The organism is Arenibaculum sp. (genome assembly GCF_035998295.1).
Classification (GTDB): Bacteria; Pseudomonadota; Alphaproteobacteria; order Azospirillales; family Azospirillaceae; genus DASYHS01.
This window is the reverse complement of sequence record NZ_DASYHS010000107.1, coordinates 1-15123: the sequence shown is the minus strand read 5'-3', so window position 1 is coordinate 15123 and position 15123 is coordinate 1. Positions and strand designations below refer to the sequence as shown.

Genomic DNA, 15123 nt, shown 5'->3' with positions numbered 1-15123 from the left:
GACAGCAGCGGCAAGGCGGCAGCGGACCGTTCCGGGTCCGCCGCCATCTCCTCCAGCGCCCGGCGCAGGTAGCCGCCGAACCGCTCCACCGTCTCGCGGTCGAACAAGGCCGTCGCGTACTCGATCCCGCCGACGATCCGGCCCCCGGATTCCCCCAGGCTCAAGGTCAGGTCGAACCTGGAGACCGCCGGCGCCTGGTCCTGCTGGCCGGGGCGCTCCTGGCCGGCATCCCGCCAGGTGAACGTCACCTGGAATGCCGGTGCGCAGGACGGGTCGCGCGCCGGCCCGACCAGTTCCGCGACCTGCTCGAACGCCAGGTCCCCATACTCCTGCGCGCCGAGTGCCGCCGCCCGGACGCGGGCCAGAAGCTCTGCCGCCGTGGGCGCACCCGACAGGTCCACGCGCAGTGCCGGCATGTCCGCCCCGGGCGTGCCGATCACGACGTCCTCCTGGCCCGACAGGCGCGAGAGCACCAGCGCCCAGCCTGCCAGCACCGTCATGAACGGCGTCGTCCCATGCCGCCGCCCCAGCGCCTTCAGCCCGGCCGTCAGCGCCTCGTCCAGCTCCAGGCCCACGGACCCGCCGCTGTAGTCCTGCCGCACCGGCCGGCGCCGGCCGGTCGGCAGCTCCAGCAGGGGCGGCGCGCCGGCCAGCGTCTCGCGCCAGTAGGCGGCTTGGCGGCCCAGAGGCTCCTTCATGTGGCTTCTCCCGTGCAGATCCGCCGGTCACGGCGCGCGTGGACGACGGCAGCCCGCGTCAGCTGCGATGGAGCCGCCGGCCAGCCGGCGGTGTTTACGACCGAGGCGGAACTCACGAGCGCGCCTCGTCCGCGAACCTGAAAATATTAGCGAAAAATTCTTCCCTGGATGCTCGACCGACAGGAATTACCAGAGCACGAAGCAGCCAGTTGAACTTGAATTCCAGAGTATGCATTTCTCAGAAACAGCCTCTAGTCTATCGCGCCTTAATCAATCACACAGTCCAGCTCGGGCGCAATACACGTGAAACGTGTCATTTGCCTCTTTTTTAGGCGGGCGGTTGTTATAGATGTTGAACCCGTGATGAGCGCAGGCCGAACGGTCCGGCAGGCCGAACGGTCCGGCAGGCCGACCGGGCACCGGTGGAGCGCCCGATTTGACGCCTTCAGTACAGACGCTCGATGTCGGGGCAAGCGGGACGGCTCATCACCACCACCGCGTCCACGAAGCCCGGGCATGAGACCCGGTCATCCTTGACGGGCAGAACGCGCGCGGTGTCGGTGTCGCGATCCAGGGACGCAGCCACATCGGAATCGACTTCCCGGAGGTGCGCAACCACGCCGGCGCGAGCCTGCACCGCTTCCGGAACACGCCGCCGGACGAGCCTGCGCTTGCCCGGATCGGCGGGCCGCGGAGGGGGCTATGGGGCGTTCGGCTCGAGCGGCGCGCCGACCCGCAGCAGATTGCCGTCCGGATCGATATGTGCGAACTCGCGCAGGCCATAGGGCGTGTCGGCCGGCGCGATCAGGCGGCCGTCGACGCCGGCGGCCTGCCACGCCGCGTGCAGGGTGTCGGCATCGCTGACGTAGAGATAGCAGGCCGCGGTGGAGGTCGCCGGGTCAAGGTCGGGAACGCGCGCCAGGTGCAGGGTCACGCCGCCCCAGGAGACGAATCCATAGACGGGATCCGCACCCGTATCGTCGTAGGCGGTCGCCTCGAAGCCGAGGCGCCGGTAGTGGGCGAGTGCTGCTCGCACGTCGCGGACCGGCAGGACCGGGGCCACCCGCTCGATTTGGACTGCCATGCGACCCTTCTAGTTCCGGTGCCGGATCATGTCCGGACATACTGTCAGGAACACTCGATCTACAGCGAATACGGCTCGTACCTGATGCTCAGGGCATGTGTCGAAACGGAGATGAAGGAAGCCGAGGAGTAAAGGCCGCGACTCCTGATCCGCGGCCCCGGATCGTGACGGCGGCGGCGTCACCTTCCGTCCCGCGGGACCGGACGCTTCTCCAGCCCGCACCATTCGGCCATGAAGACCGCCAGCACCTCGGCTACCTGCATCATGCTGTCGATCGACACCCATTCGTCGATGCCGTGATAGGCGCCGCCGACCGGCCCGTAGCAGGTGGCGGGTATGTTGCCGTAGATCTGGAAGAAGCGCGCGTCGGTCGTGGCGGTCGAAGCCAGGAACTCGACCGGGGCGTCGGCCACCCGCCGATGGACGTCGGCCAGCAGCCGCATCAGCGCGCCGTCGCGGTCCATGACGCAGCCCTCGGCCTGAAAGCCCCTGTAGGTTACCGAGACTTCCGCCCCTTTCAGCGCGGGGCGCAGCCGGCAGGCCGCGGCGATCGTCTCCTCGACCGACCGCCGCACGGCGTCGAGCGCCATGCCGGGATAGAACCCGACCCGGACGTCCATCGACGCCGAGCAGGGCACCGTGGACGGCCAGTCGCCGCCCTCGATCCGGCCGAGGTTGAAGTTCACGGGATGGGCGTGCTCGCGGAACGCCGGATGCCGGCGCTCGGGAAGGTTCCACTCCGCCTCCAGCTCCCGGAGCGCCTCGAACACCGCCTGGAGCGCCTCGATCGCGTTGATGCCGCTCGACGTGTCGAGCACGTGGGCCGGCTTGCCGACCGCGCGCACGGTGAACCACATGACGCCGAGCTGCGCCGTCATCAGCGTCTGGTGGAAGGGCTCGGGGATGATCGCCGCGTCCGCCCGGTAGCCGCGGGCGAGGCAGGCCAGCGCGCCGTTGCCGGTGCATTCCTCCTCGATGACGGACTGGAGGATCACCGGCGCCGCCGGCTGCAGGCCCAGGTCCCGCAGCGCCTCGAACGCCGTGCAGTAGGCGACGATCCCCGCCTTCATGTCGCCGCTGCCGCGTCCGTACACGCGCCCGTCCCGGACCTCCGGCACGAACGGCGGCGACGTCCACAGCGCCGCGTCCCCGGGCGGCACCACGTCGATGTGCCCGTTCAGGATCAGCGAGCGGCCGGACGGCGTTCCGGCCGGCCGGTGCAGGCCGACCACGTTCTCGCGCCCGGCATGATCCTGGATCACCGGCGGCGAGAAGCCCGGCAGGTCGCGGATCGCGTCCAGGTCCAGCTCGAAGCGTTCGACCTCCAGCCCCAGCCCGGCGAAGACGTCGGCGATGCGGGCCTGCGCGCCCTGCTCCGCTCCGAGCAGGCTCGGCTCGCGCACGAGGTCGCACAGCAGGCCGACCGACCGGTCGCGCAGCCGGTGGACCGCCTCGTGGATGTCGCGGTACGGGGCATCATCGAGCGTCGCCATGATGGTCTCTCTCCTCGGGGATCGTGCCCAGGGCTTCGAACGCCGGCCCGCCGAGCGTGTGGATCCGCTCCCGGGCCGACCACTCGAAGCCGATCTTGCTGTAGAAGTTCTGCGCCGGAGCGTTGCCGGCGTCCACGGAAAGCCGCAGATATGCGCCGCCGCGGGCGCGCGTCAGCGCCGCGACCGCCGCCAGCAGGCGCCGCGCCAGCCCGGCGCCGCGATGCCCCTCGGCGACGTAGAGGTCCTGCACATAGGTGCCCGGCCGCCCCTTCCAGGTCGAGAAGCTGCGAAAGAAGAGGCAGAGCCCGACGACGCTCCCCTCCGCCTCGGCGAGGATGGCCTCGAACGCCGGGTCCGGGCCGAAGCCGTGGCGGCGGATGTCGTCCGCCGTGCTCGACACCTTGCCCTCGAGGCCGATGTCGCGCGCGAGGTCGAGGAGCGCCGCGTGGATCGCGTCGGCGTCGGCGGCGGCCGCCGGGCGGATGGTTTCGCGCGCCATGCTCAGAACGCGACGAGGTCGCCGCCCTTGAGGGCGAGCATCTCCCGCGCTTCCGCGGGCGTCGCGACCTCCAGCGACAGCGCGTCCAGGATGGTCCCGATGCGCGCGACCTGGTCCGCGTTGGAGCGCGCCAGCGCGCCACGCCCGAGATACAGGCTGTCCTCCAGCCCCACCCGCACGTTTCCGCCCATCGCCGCCGCGATCGTGACGAGCGGCATCTGGTGCCGCCCGGCCGCCAGCACCGAGAAGCTGTAGTCCTCGCCGAACAGCTTGTCGGCGATCCGCTTCATGTGCGTCAGGTTCTCCGCGTCCGGGCCGATGCCGCCCAGCACGCCGAACACGAACTGGATGAACAGCGGCCCGCCGACCAGGCCGCGGTCACGGAAATGCGCGAGCGTGTAGAGATGGCCGACGTCGTAGCACTCGAACTCGAACCGCGTCCCGCACCCTTCGCCCAGAAGCTTCAAGACGGTTTCTATATCTTTGAAAGTGTTCTTGAATATGGAATCCCGGGTCGCCTCCAGCAGTTCCGGCTCCCACGCGTGCTTCCAGGTGTCGTAGCGGTCCAGCGCCGGGTAGAGGCCGAAATTCATCGACCCCATGTTGAGCGAGCACATCTCAGGCCGGGCGCGGAGCGCCGCCGCCAGCCGGTCGTCCAGCGACATCAGCGAGCTGCCGCCGGTCGAGATGTTCACGACCGCGTCCGTCGCCTGCTTGATGCGCGGCAGGAACTGCATGAACACGTCCGGGTCCGCGGTCGGCCGCCCGTCGGCGGGATCGCGCGCGTGGAGATGCAGGATCGACGCCCCGGCCTCGGCCGCGGCGATCGCTTCCGCCGCGATCTGGTCCGGCGTGAACGGCAGGTGGTCGCTCATGGTCGGGGTATGGACCGACCCCGTGACCGCGCAGGTGACGATGACCTTCTTCTTCGCCATGGCTCTCCTCGTCCTCAGCGGTTCACGGGCAGGCGCAGCTCGGCGGCCAGCGCTTCGAGCGTGTCGGCCAGCACGGCGACGATCTCGCCGACCTGCTCGCGCGTCACGATCATCGGCGGGCAGACCAGGAAATGGTCGCCCTCCGTGCCGCCGCGCGTGCGGCGCGAATAGATGATCAGGCCGCGCTCGTAGGCCAGCTCGACCACGCGGGCATGGGCGTTCAGTCCGCTCGGCAGCGGCGCCATGGTCTCCGGGTCGCCGACCAGCTCGGCCGCCAGCAGCAGCCCCTTGCCGCGCACGTCGCCGATGAACGGGAAGCGCCGCGCCAGCGCCTGCAGTTCGTCCTTCAGCAGCGCGCCCATGGCGGCCGCGTTGTCCACCATCGACTGCCGCTCGATCTCCTCGATCACGGCGAGCCCGGCGGCGCAGGCGAGCGGGTTCCCGGCATAGGTGAAGCCGTGCTGGAAGCCGCCCGCGTCCAGCACGGGCTGCACCATCCGGCTGGGCGCGACCATCGCGCCCAGCGGGCAGTAGCCGGACGCGAAGCCCTTCGAAAGCGCGATCAGGTCCGGCTTCGGCGCCCAGTGGTCGGCGCCCAGGAAGCGGCCGGTACGTCCCGCCCCCGTCATCACCTCGTCGTAGATCAGCACGATGCCGTAGCGGTCGCAGATCTCGCGGATGCGCGGATAGTAGCTGTCGGGCGCCACCAGCGCGCCGGTGGAGGCGCCGCCGATCGGCTCCATGATGAAGGCCAGGACCGTCTCGGCGCCCTGGCGCCGGATCTCCGCCTCCAGCATGTCGGCGTAGCGGATGCCGCGCTCCTCCATGGACAGGCCGTCGCGGTCCAGGTAGGCGGTCGGTGCCGGGATCTTCGGCATCTCATGCATCATCGGCGCGAAGGGCGCCGTCAGCGCGGCGTAGCCGGTGACGGCCAGGGCGCCCAGCGTGCTGCCGTGATACGACGGAAAGCGCGAGATCACCTTGTAGCGCCCGGCCTGCCCGGTCGCGACCGCCCATTGCCGGGCGAGCTTGAGGCAGGATTCGACCGCCTCCGATCCCCCGGAGACGAAGAAGACCTTGTCCAGGCCCGGCGGCATGTAGTCGACGACGCGCGTGGCGAGGGTCTCGGCCGGCTCGTTCTCGAAATGCAGGCGATAGGCGAAGGTGGCGCGTTCCATCTGGCGGCGCATCGCGTCCAGGACGGCGCGGTTGCCATGGCCGATATTGACCACCATCGCCCCGCTGGAGCCGTCGATCATCCGGCGGCCGTCGCGGTCCCACAGGTAGATGCCCTCGGCCCGGTCCACGACCGGCCGGCGCAGGCGCGTCTGGTAGAAGAGATGCGACGGCGGGCGGTTGGACCCGGGTGCCTCACGGTTGGCGGACATGATCTTGCTTTCCACGCTGATAGTTCATCGGCCGAGATAGCGGTCGAGGACGTTGGCCGTCACCCGCTCGACCATCGGGTCCCGGCGCAGGAGGCCCGCCACCCACTCGCAGCTTCCGGCGTGGAACACCTCGCCCCCGCCGCGCCGGAAGGTCGCGATCATCCCGGCCCCGCGCTTGACCTTGTCCACGGATGCCGGCGTCTGGTCGCCGACCAGGGTCTCGGCGACGAAGCGCGCGTCGGCGTCCGACAGGAACTGGTCGTCTGCCGGGATGTCGGCGCTCTCCTCCTTGAGGGACGACATGCCGAGCGCCAGGATCTCCAGCCCGTCCGGCGCGCCGCCCTCGCCCGTCGGCTCCGGCAGGCCGCCGCGGATCACGTAGTCGACGCCGTCCACCTCGTAGCCGAAGACGTGGGACTCCGCGCCCAGCAGGTCGCCGTAATAGAGCCCGGTCCCCGCGAACGCCCAGTGCTCCGGCCGGTAGACCGGAAAGCCGCGCACGCCGCGCGGCGCGCAGCCGCCCCAGCCGACATAGAGCCCGCGGGTCGCGTTCAGCCCGAAGGTCGCCGCCCCGGGGCGGCCGACCTCCGGCGCCTCCCACGACGTCGTCGTGCGCGACTGCCGTCCGGTGCCGTAGAGCGGGTCCTCCGCCCGCGCGCGGTACTTGTAGCAGACCTGCCGCCGGCCCTCGTCCTCCAGCCGCGTCTGCCACATGAAGTTCGCCGCGAAGCGCGCCGCCCGGCCGCCGCGCCCGACATATTCATCGATCGCGTCGCGCATCTCCCAGGTCCAGTACTCGTCATGGCCGATGAAGACGACGCAGTCGTAGCCGTCCAGGATCTCCGGGCGGAAATGCAGCTCGTGCTGGCTGGCGAGGTCGACCGCGTAGCCCGCCCGCTCGGCCCACCGGAAGAAGTGGCCGTCGTAGCTCGCCCAGCCGGACGAGGCGTATTTCTTGCTGTAGCCGTTCGCGTATGCCCACTCCATGTGCGGGTAGCGCGGCGGCGTCGCCGGCGGCACGGGCACCTCCAGTGGAATGCGGGGCGCGTCCTGCGGCAGCACGACGAAGCCGCGGCAGAACGGCCGCTCGATGCTGACCGTGGGCGCGTACTGGTTCCGGTCCGGCCCCGTGATGCCCTGGTAGTGGTTCGAGCCGCCCCAGGTGTTGTACGCGGTCCACGACCCGGTCGCGGCGACCTGGAGGATGCGGCCCGGCCTGCGCCCCGGGACCGGGCGCACGATGAACAGGTGGTGGCAGGCGATCGGCGCGCCGTCGCGGCCCTCGGCGCGCAGCGTGACCCGGTAGCCGCCCGACGGCCAGTCCTCGGGTATGCGGAACGCGTGGCTGGCGGCCCAGCCGCAGCCCAGGACCGAGCACTGGTCGGGCGTGTCCTGCCACCGGGCGGCCAGCCCCTCCTCGCGCAGCACGACGGCCTCCGTGCGGCCGTCGCGCACCACCTCCAGCGCGTAGCGCGGCGCCGTGGAGCTGACGTGCAGGGTCACGGTCTCGCCGGGGGCGTAGGAGATGCGGTCGGTGTAGCACCAGATCTCGCCGCGCTCCCCGTCCATGCCGGGACGTTCGTAGTAGTGGCCGAGCACGGCCTCGCGCCGCTCGTCCGCGGACAGGCCGAAATCCGGAAAGGTCATGGGAGGTCTCACGGTCGCCGCCGGGCTCACGCGGCCAGGTACTTGCGCAGGAAGGTGCGCGTGCGCTCCTGCTTGGGCTCGCGGAAGATGTCGCCGGGGGCTCCCTCCTCGACCACCACGCCGGCGTCCATGAACAGCACCCGGTCCGCGACCTCGCCGGCGAAGCGCATCTCGTGGGTCACGATCAGCATCGTCATGTGCTCCTCGGCGAGCTGCTTCATGACCAGGTTGACCTCGTCCACCAGCTCGGGGTCGAGCGCCGAGGTCGCCTCGTCGAACAGCATCACCTTCGGCTGCATCGCGAGCGCGCGGGCGATGGCGACCCGCTGCTTCTGCCCCCCCGAGAGCTTGGAGGGGTAGTAGTCGACCCGGTCGGCGAGGCCGACCTTGTCCAGCAGCGACGCCGCCAGCTCCCTCGCCTCGCCTCGCCCCAGGCCCTTGAGCAGCGTCGGCGCCATGGTGACGTTCTCCAGCACCGTGAGGTGGGGGAACAGATTGAAGTGCTGGAACACCATGCCCATCTGCTGGCGCACCGCGTTGATGTGCCTTTCGAACGCGCGGCCCTTCAGCGGCGCGTTGACCAGCACCCCGTCGAGCCGCACCTCGCCCCGGTCCAGCGTCTCCAGGTGGTTGATCGAGCGCAGCAGGGTGCTCTTGCCCGATCCGCTCGGCCCGATGATGGCGACGATCTGGCCCCGCTCGACCGAGAGGTCGATCCCCTTCAGGACCTCGACCGCGCCGAACGCCTTGCAGGCGTTGCTGACCTCGACCATCGGACGCATGGTGGTTTCGCTCATCGCGCGGCCTCGATCCTTCTCTCGACGAGGCCCAGGCCCCATTCCAGGACGATGTTCATGGCGTAGTAGAGGGCGGCGGCCGTGATGTAGAACTCGAACGGCCGGAACGTCTCGCTGATCGCGAGCTGCGAGGCGTGGACGAGCTCCGCGACCCCGAGCACGGAGACCAGCGCCGAGTCCTTGAGCAGCGCGATCGTGTTGTTGCCGATCGGCGGGATCGTGTTGCGCACCGCCTGGGGGATGACGACGTAGCGGTACGTCCGCAGCCGGCCGAGGCCGAGGCTGCGCGCCCCTTCGATCTGCCCCGGATCGACCGCGACGATCCCCGCGCGCACGACGTCCGCGTTGTAGACCGCGAAGTGGAGGCCGAGGCCGACGACCCCGGCGGCCAGCGCCGGGATGTCGATGCCGACCTGGACCAGGCCGAAATAGATCAGGAAAAGCTGCAGCAGCAGCGGCGTCCCCATGAACAGCCATGCGAACAGGCGGACGGGGTAGCGCACGAACCACGGCCCGTAGAGGACGCACACCGCCAGCAGGATGCCGCCGAAGAAGCTCAGCGTGGCGGCCGTGACGGTCAGGAACGCCGTCCACCACACTCCCAGCCACAGGATGTCGAGGTAGTCCAGGACGACGCCGAACTCCAGGCCTTGCATCTGGACCCCCGTTCACTCGATCGCGTAGCGGGCGTCGAGATAATCGACGCAGCGCGCGACGGCGTAGACGATCACCATGTACAGCAGCGCCGCGACCGCGAAGATCTCGAACGGCCGGTAGGTCGAGCCGATGAAGCGCTGCGCCGTGTAGGTCAGCTCGACGACCGAGATCGTCGAGACCAGCGCCGACCCCTTGACCAGCGCGACCGCGTTGACGCCCAGCGGCCGGATCATCAGCCGCGCCGCCTGGGGCAGGACGACCTTGCGCAGCGCCTGCGTCCTGCCCAGGCCCAGCGTGCGCGCTGCCTCGACCTGGCCGCGCTCGATGGCCAGGATGGCCCCGCGGATCGATTCCGTCATATATGCCCCGATATTGAGGCCGAGGCCGATGACGCCGGCCGCGAACGGCTCCAGGTTGATGCCGACCTGCGGCCCGCCGAAATACAGCACGAAGAGCTGGATCAGCGCCGGCGTCCCGCGGAACAGGCTGACATAGACCGACCCGACCACCCGCGGCAGCCGCGCCGCCGACAGCTTCGCCGCGGCGCCGAACGCCGCCAGCACGAGGCCGAGCGCCAGCGCCAGGAACGAGATCTGCACGGTCGTCCAGGCTGCCTCCACGAAGAACGGGAACAGCCGGGCCATCAGCCCGAAATCCATGGGACCTCCCGAGGGGATGGGACCGGACCCCGCCGCGGCGGGGCCCGGCCGACGTCAGGACCGGCGCCCGGGATCAGCGGATATCGGCGCCGACCCACTCCATCGCGATCTTCTCGTAGGTGCCGTCCGCCATCATCTCGTCCAGCGCCTTCTGCATGGCCGCGGCCAGCTCGGGATTGCCCTTGCGGATCGCGATGCCGATCGCGACGCTGCCGCCCTCGATGTCGGGCGTGTCGAGCTGGCGGATCTTCTCGCCGCTCTCCTTGACCGCGACGTGGATCGGGATGTTGTCGACCACCAGCGCGTCGACGCGGCCGGCCTTCAGCTCCAGCAGCAGCTCCGGCAGGCCCTTGTAGGTCCGCAGCGTCCAGCCGCCCTGCTCGCGCGCCCATTTCTCGTGGGTCTCGCCCAGGGTGACGCCCAGCGTCTTGCCCTTCAGGTCGTCCAGGCTCTGGGCCGGGCTGTCCTCCGGGACGAACACGCCGCGCCCGGCGTGGTAGTAGGGGCCGACGAAGTCGACGACCTTCTCGCGCTCCGGCGTGATCGTCATGCTGCCGACGACCGTGTCGTACTTGTTCGCCAGCAGGCCGGCGATGATGCCGTCCCACGCGGTGGTGACGATCTCGGGCTCCACGCCCATGCGCCGGGCGATCTCGCGGCCGATCGCCGCGTCGAACCCGACCACCTCGTTGCGGTCGTTCACGAAGTTGAACGGGGGATAGGCGCCGCTCATCGCGATCCGAAGCTCTCCCCGCTCCTTCACGTCTGCCAGCTCGTCCGCCTGCGACGGCGGCGCCATGGCCAGCATCGCGGCGAACCCGGCCGCCAGGACGGACGAGAAAATCCCTCTCATGTCTGTCTCCCTGTGCTTCTGCGTTGCGGCCGGTGGGGGGCGGTCGTGTGCATTTTCGCGGGCCGGGAAGCCCGAGACCCGCCGGCATCAGCCCTTCGGGAAGATCGTTGCCGCTCGCCCTGCATTATTCAAATAGATAATCAAAATGCCTGTGATAGATTGTATGAATGCTACAGCAGCCGACGAACCGCCTCGTCTGGGACCTGGACTGGAACCTCCTGAAGACCTTCATGGTGGTGGTGGAGGAGCGCAGCATCACGCGCGCGGCCGACCGGCTCGGCCTGAAGCAGCCGAGCGTCAGCAACGCCCTGCGCCGGCTGGAGGACCGCGTCGGCCGGAAGCTGATCGAGCGCGGGCCGACCCATTTCCAGGTGTCGGGGGCGGGCACGCTGCTCTACGAGGAATGCGTGGAGATCTTCGGCACGATCGCCCGCATCCCGACCCTGGTGCGCGACGTGACGGAGGAGATCGCCGGCAAGGTGACGATCGCGGTCGCGAGCCACGTCGTCTCCCCGGTCTTCGACGAGGTGCTGGCGGAGTTCCACCAGGCGCATCCCAGGTCGACCTTCACGATCTCCGTCAGCACGAGCGTCGAGGTCGCGAAGAAGGTGCGGGAGAAGCACGCCTCCTTCGGCCTGTGCCTGGTGGGCCGGGAGGACCCGAAGCTCGATTACAAGGTCATCTACCGGGAGTTCTTCGGCTTCTTCTGCGGGCCGCGGCACCGCCTGTTCGGCCGCCGCAACCTCGGCCTGTCCGACCTGCGGGGCGAGACCTCGGTGTCGTTCCAGACCGACCATCCCTCCGACGCGCTGCGCACGGTCGCGCTCCTGCGCGCCAGGGCCCAGCTCGACGAGAACGTCGTCGGCATCTCCTCGAGCCTGGAGGAGGTGCGCCGCATGATCGTCGCGGGGCTGGGCATCGGCCCCCTTCCCCTCCACGTCGCCCGGCGCGACGTCGCGGATGGGCTGCTGTGGCGCCTGCCGCCCTACAAGGACGCTCCTCCCGTCGACATCTACCTGGTTTCCAACCGCCAGACGCCGCTGAACCGTGCGGAAACCGAGTTCCTCCGGTTGCTCAACGCGCGCATAGACGGCACGCCGTTCAGCAGCCGCGTCTACTCCGAATAGGAATTCGCCGCTATTTCGTCAAAAATTCGCCTGCCGGCGGAACCCCCGCCGTCCTGCCGCGTTAGATGCGCACCGAAGCAAGTTGCGAACCTTCTACGACTCTCCCCCCTGTAGAGTGTTGTCGACTGCGATGCGCCCTAGGGCGCCAAAAAGAGGCCGCCGGAACGGCGGCCGAGTTGAGCGCGGAGGGGGGCATCTGCCCCTAACGAAGAACACGTACCTCTATCGATTGTTCCCGGCCCGCCTTTCAGGCGGGCCGTTTCTTTTTCCCTCACCCCGGTCCGCGGTTCTCGGCCAGAATCTCGGCCAGAACCTCGAACGACCGCAGGCGCGCCGCATGGTCGAAGATCTGCGCGGTCGCCATCACCTCGTCGGCGCCGGTCTGCGCCAGGATCGCGTCGAGCCGCGCGCACACGGCCGTGCGGTCGCCGACCACCGCATAGGCGAGCGCGCGCTCGACCATCGCGCGCTCCTGCGGCGACCAGTGCTCCTCCATGCTGTCCACCGGCGGCGGCAGCCGGCCCGGCGTGCCCCGGCGCAGGTTCAGGAACTGCTGCTGCAGCGAGGTGAACAGGCGTTCCGCCTCGGCCTGCGTGTCGGCCGCGAAGACGTTGACCCCGATCATGGCGTGGGGACGCTCGAGCGTGTCGGACGGCTTGAACCGGCTGCGGTAGACCTCGAGCGCCTGCATCAGGTGATCGGGGGCGAAATGCGAGGCGAAGGCGAAGGGCAGCCCGAGCGCCGCCGCCAGCTGCGCGCCGAACAGGCTCGACCCCAGCAGCCAGATCGGCACCTTCAGCCCTTCGCCGGGGACCGCGCGCAGCTTCTGCCCCGGCTCGGCCGGCTGGAAATAGGCCTGGAGCTCGAGCACGTCCTGCGGAAAGTTCTCGGCGTTGGAATGAAGGTCGCGGCGCAGCGCCCTGGAGGTCAGCATGTCGGTGCCGGGCGCCCGGCCCAGGCCCAGGTCGATGCGTCCGGGATGGAGCGCCTCCAGCGTGCCGAACTGCTCTGCGATCACCAGCGGGGCGTGGTTGGGCAGCATCACGCCCCCGGCCCCGACCCGGATCGTCGAGGTGGCGCTGGCGATGTGCCCGATCACGACCGCGGTCGCGGCGCTGGCGATGCCCGGCATGTTGTGGTGCTCGGCCAGCCAGTAGCGGCGATAGCCCCAGCGTTCGGCGTGGCGGGCGAGGTCCACCGCGTTGCGGAACGCCTGGGTGGCGTCGCTCCCCTCGGCGATCGGGGCGAGGTCGAGCACGGAGAAGGGAATCACGCTTATGTCTCCTGTCCGGTCTGGCGCCGCCGGGTCGGTCCGGCCGGCAGTCCTGCGCGATAGATGGTCACGCGGCTGCGGCTGTTCGACACCCGGCTGTGCAAGGGGCCACAGCGCGCGGCCGGCCGACGTCCGACACTGGTCCGGAAACCAGGGAGGACGCCATGCCGAGGAAGAGCGAGAAGTCCCGCATCGAAGCCCGCATTCGGGCGCTGACGCTGCGCTTGCTGGATCTCCGCCCGGCCGCGGACCGCGAGCGGTTCCGGACCGAGCGCTCGGATCTCCAGGATCGCCTCGACGAACTGGCGGCCTGCGGGTGAGGCATCCGCCCGACCGGGTGGAATGGCGGGGGCCTCGACCGTTGGAGGGGATTAGGCCCAATGAGACGTTGTAGTCCTTGGGAGACGGGGAGGATACTCGCCCCTCCAGAAACGCTCGGGCTGCCCTAGGCACGTGTCGGGCTACCGGGCCGGACGGCGGCACGGTCCGCGTGTGGCTGCCGTCCTTCGGGAGGCTCGAGATGAACCGGCTTCGCTTCGGCTTGGCTCTGCTTCTCCTGCTCGCGCTGATGGCGCCGGTCCGGACCGCCATGGCCGAGGGCGAGCGCATCGCCCTGATCGTGGGAATAGGGGCGTACGAGACCGTCCCCGGGCTCCCCAATCCGCCGAACGACGCGCAGGCGATGGCCGAGGCCCTGGAGGCTCTCGGTTTCGAGGTGGACCATCGCCGCGACCTGACGAACCGGTCTTTCGCGACCGCGCTGCGCGAGTTCGGCATCCGCGCCGCCGAGGCCGACGTCGCCGTCATCTACTATGCCGGGCACGGCGTCCAGGTGAACGGGGTCAACTACCTGATACCCGCGGATGCGCATCTCGAACGGGAACGCGACCTCGTCTACGAGGCGCTGCCCGTGAGCCTGCCGCTCGGCGAGCTGGCCCAGGCCCGCGAGCTCGGCATCCTGATCCTGGACGCCTGCCGCAACAACCCCTTCGTGGACCGGCTCTCGCAGGCGGCCGGCAGCGCCCTCGATATCGGGGCGGGCCTCGCCCGGGTCGACGACACCCCCTCCGACACCATGGTCGCGATGGCGACGCGGGCCAACCAGGTGGCCGAGGACGGCCAGGGCAACCACAGCCCGTTCACCCAGGCGCTGCTCCAGAACCTGAAGACCCCGGGACTGGAACTGAGCCTGTTCTTCCGGGAGGTCCGGGACAGCGTCAAGCAGGCGACCGACAACCGCCAGGAGCCGTTCATCTACGGCTCCCTCGGCGCGGAGCCGTTCTACTTCAACCCGCTCCCGCCCAACCGGGCGCCGGCGCTCCAGGCCATGACGGCGATCGAGGTCTTCGATCGCGACGGGCCGGCGCCGCTGCGCATCGGGCGTCCGACCGATCCCGACGGCGACCAGCTCGTCGCCCAGGTCACGGCCCTGCCGAAGGGCGGCAGCATCCTGGTCGGCGAACGCCTGGTGCTGATCGGCGACTACCTCACCGTCGAGCAGCTCGCCGCCACCTCGTTCCGGCCCGACGCCAGCCATGTCGGCGACGCCGACGGCTTCGGCTTCGCGGTGATGGACGGCCGCGGCGGCATCTCCCGCGGCGCGGTCCGGGTCGCCATCAAGCCCAGCAACACCCCGCCGGTCGTGCCGGCCGAACGTCGGCTGGTCGTCGCCGCCGTGCCGCTCCACGTCGAGCCGCCGACGGACCCGGACGGCGACCCGCTGACGGTCGAGGTGATCGCCGTCCCCGACCGCGGGCACGTTCTCGACGGCATCGTGCCGGTGAAGGAGGGCGACCGTCTGGCGCCCGATGCGCTGCTCCGCCTGTCCTACGATCCCTCCGACGCGCCGGTCGGCCCGGCCGGCAGCTTCACGGTCGCCGTCGATGACGGCCGCGGCGGCCGCGCTACGTCGGCCGTCCTGATCGAGGTGGCCGAGCCCGGCTCCATGACCGCGGCACCCGATCCGGAGGACGCGGCATGGCAACGCGTCGCCCGGATCGCGACGGCGGAGGG

Annotated in this window: 16 protein-coding genes; 3 read left to right on the top strand and 13 right to left on the bottom strand. The window is 70.1% G+C overall.

What is annotated here, in order from left to right; all coding sequences use genetic code 11:
- The 12 genes from VGO20_RS11440 to VGO20_RS11385 all read right to left on the bottom strand — a co-directional run.
- A partial coding sequence (locus VGO20_RS11440) for a condensation domain-containing protein (RefSeq protein ID WP_327502473.1) occupies positions 1–698 on the bottom strand: 698 nt, incomplete at its 3' end.
- A 445-nt stretch (positions 699–1143) separates the two neighbouring features.
- Positions 1144–1335: a hypothetical protein gene (locus VGO20_RS11435; protein WP_327502472.1), complete on the bottom strand. Its 192-nt coding sequence runs from the start codon at positions 1333–1335 to the stop codon at positions 1144–1146.
- A 63-nt stretch (positions 1336–1398) separates the two neighbouring features.
- Entirely contained in the window at positions 1399–1782 is a 384-nt protein-coding gene (locus VGO20_RS11430) for a bleomycin resistance protein (RefSeq protein ID WP_327502471.1), read from the bottom strand.
- 179 nt (positions 1783–1961) lie between these two features.
- On the bottom strand, positions 1962–3275 hold the full coding sequence (locus VGO20_RS11425; RefSeq protein ID WP_327502470.1) for a M20 family metallopeptidase: 1314 nt from the start codon (positions 3273–3275) through the stop codon (positions 1962–1964).
- Positions 3259–3774: a GNAT family N-acetyltransferase gene (locus tag VGO20_RS11420; RefSeq protein WP_327502469.1), complete on the bottom strand. Its 516-nt coding sequence runs from the start codon at positions 3772–3774 to the stop codon at positions 3259–3261. The genes VGO20_RS11425 and VGO20_RS11420 overlap by 17 nt, the downstream gene beginning before the upstream one ends.
- A 2-nt stretch (positions 3775–3776) precedes the next feature.
- A complete protein-coding gene (kce, locus tag VGO20_RS11415; protein ID WP_327502468.1) occupies positions 3777–4709 on the bottom strand; it encodes a 3,5-dioxohexanoate:acetyl-CoA acetone transferase in 933 nt (310 codons plus the stop codon).
- A gap of 14 nt (positions 4710–4723) precedes the next feature.
- Positions 4724–6097, bottom strand: a complete 1374-nt coding sequence (locus VGO20_RS11410; protein WP_327502467.1) for an aminotransferase family protein — start codon at positions 6095–6097, stop codon at positions 4724–4726.
- Positions 6098–6121: 24 nt separating this feature from the next.
- Entirely contained in the window at positions 6122–7744 is a 1623-nt protein-coding gene (locus tag VGO20_RS11405; RefSeq protein ID WP_327502465.1) for a N,N-dimethylformamidase beta subunit family domain-containing protein, read from the bottom strand.
- Between the two features lie 26 nt (positions 7745–7770).
- Positions 7771–8541, bottom strand: a complete 771-nt coding sequence (locus VGO20_RS11400) for an amino acid ABC transporter ATP-binding protein (protein WP_327502464.1) — start codon at positions 8539–8541, stop codon at positions 7771–7773.
- Positions 8538–9197, bottom strand: a complete 660-nt coding sequence (locus VGO20_RS11395; RefSeq protein ID WP_327502463.1) for an amino acid ABC transporter permease — start codon at positions 9195–9197, stop codon at positions 8538–8540. The genes VGO20_RS11400 and VGO20_RS11395 overlap by 4 nt, the downstream gene beginning before the upstream one ends.
- 12 nt (positions 9198–9209) lie before the next feature.
- The gene (locus VGO20_RS11390; RefSeq protein WP_327502462.1) at positions 9210–9857 is read right to left on the bottom strand and encodes an amino acid ABC transporter permease; all 648 of its coding nucleotides are present in this window, start codon (positions 9855–9857) and stop codon (positions 9210–9212) included.
- Positions 9858–9930: 73 nt separating this feature from the next.
- Positions 9931–10710: an ABC transporter substrate-binding protein gene (locus VGO20_RS11385; RefSeq protein WP_327502461.1), complete on the bottom strand. Its 780-nt coding sequence runs from the start codon at positions 10708–10710 to the stop codon at positions 9931–9933.
- Positions 10711–10877: 167 nt separating this feature from the next.
- Between VGO20_RS11385 and VGO20_RS11380 the strand changes: the two genes are divergently transcribed.
- Positions 10878–11837 carry a LysR family transcriptional regulator gene (locus tag VGO20_RS11380; RefSeq protein WP_327502460.1) on the top strand — a complete coding sequence of 320 codons (960 nt, stop codon included), beginning with the start codon at positions 10878–10880 and terminating at the stop codon, positions 11835–11837.
- Between the two features lie 271 nt (positions 11838–12108).
- Here VGO20_RS11380 and VGO20_RS11375 read toward each other — a convergent pair whose 3' ends face one another.
- On the bottom strand, positions 12109–13110 hold the full coding sequence (locus tag VGO20_RS11375) for an LLM class flavin-dependent oxidoreductase (RefSeq protein WP_327502459.1): 1002 nt from the start codon (positions 13108–13110) through the stop codon (positions 12109–12111).
- Positions 13111–13274: 164 nt separating this feature from the next.
- Here VGO20_RS11375 and VGO20_RS11370 point away from each other — a divergent pair, with 164 nt between their 5' ends.
- A complete protein-coding gene (locus VGO20_RS11370; protein ID WP_327502458.1) occupies positions 13275–13430 on the top strand; it encodes a hypothetical protein in 156 nt (51 codons plus the stop codon).
- A 200-nt stretch (positions 13431–13630) separates the two neighbouring features.
- Positions 13631–15123 (top strand): caspase family protein (locus tag VGO20_RS11365; protein WP_327502457.1); only part of this gene is annotated, 1493 nt, incomplete at its 3' end.

Excerpts from the sequence above, each read along its gene's own strand:
- kce (WP_327502468.1), bottom strand. The coding sequence starts at position 4,709 with ATGGCGAAGAAGAAGGTCATCGTCACCTGCGCGGTCACGGGGTCGGTC.
- VGO20_RS11430 (WP_327502471.1), bottom strand. The coding sequence starts at position 1,782 with ATGGCAGTCCAAATCGAGCGGGTGGCCCCGGTCCTGCCGGTCCGCGAC.
- VGO20_RS11395 (WP_327502463.1), bottom strand. The coding sequence starts at position 9,197 with ATGCAAGGCCTGGAGTTCGGCGTCGTCCTGGACTACCTCGACATCCTG.
- VGO20_RS11420 (WP_327502469.1), bottom strand. The coding sequence starts at position 3,774 with ATGGCGCGCGAAACCATCCGCCCGGCGGCCGCCGCCGACGCCGACGCG.
- VGO20_RS11400 (WP_327502464.1), bottom strand. The coding sequence starts at position 8,541 with ATGAGCGAAACCACCATGCGTCCGATGGTCGAGGTCAGCAACGCCTGC.
- VGO20_RS11405 (WP_327502465.1), bottom strand. The coding sequence starts at position 7,744 with ATGACCTTTCCGGATTTCGGCCTGTCCGCGGACGAGCGGCGCGAGGCC.
- VGO20_RS11380 (WP_327502460.1), top strand. The coding sequence starts at position 10,878 with ATGCTACAGCAGCCGACGAACCGCCTCGTCTGGGACCTGGACTGGAAC.
- VGO20_RS11425 (WP_327502470.1), bottom strand. The coding sequence starts at position 3,275 with ATGGCGACGCTCGATGATGCCCCGTACCGCGACATCCACGAGGCGGTC.
- VGO20_RS11370 (WP_327502458.1), top strand. The coding sequence starts at position 13,275 with ATGCCGAGGAAGAGCGAGAAGTCCCGCATCGAAGCCCGCATTCGGGCG.
- VGO20_RS11385 (WP_327502461.1), bottom strand. The coding sequence starts at position 10,710 with ATGAGAGGGATTTTCTCGTCCGTCCTGGCGGCCGGGTTCGCCGCGATG.
- VGO20_RS11390 (WP_327502462.1), bottom strand. The coding sequence starts at position 9,857 with ATGGATTTCGGGCTGATGGCCCGGCTGTTCCCGTTCTTCGTGGAGGCA.
- VGO20_RS11410 (WP_327502467.1), bottom strand. The coding sequence starts at position 6,097 with ATGTCCGCCAACCGTGAGGCACCCGGGTCCAACCGCCCGCCGTCGCAT.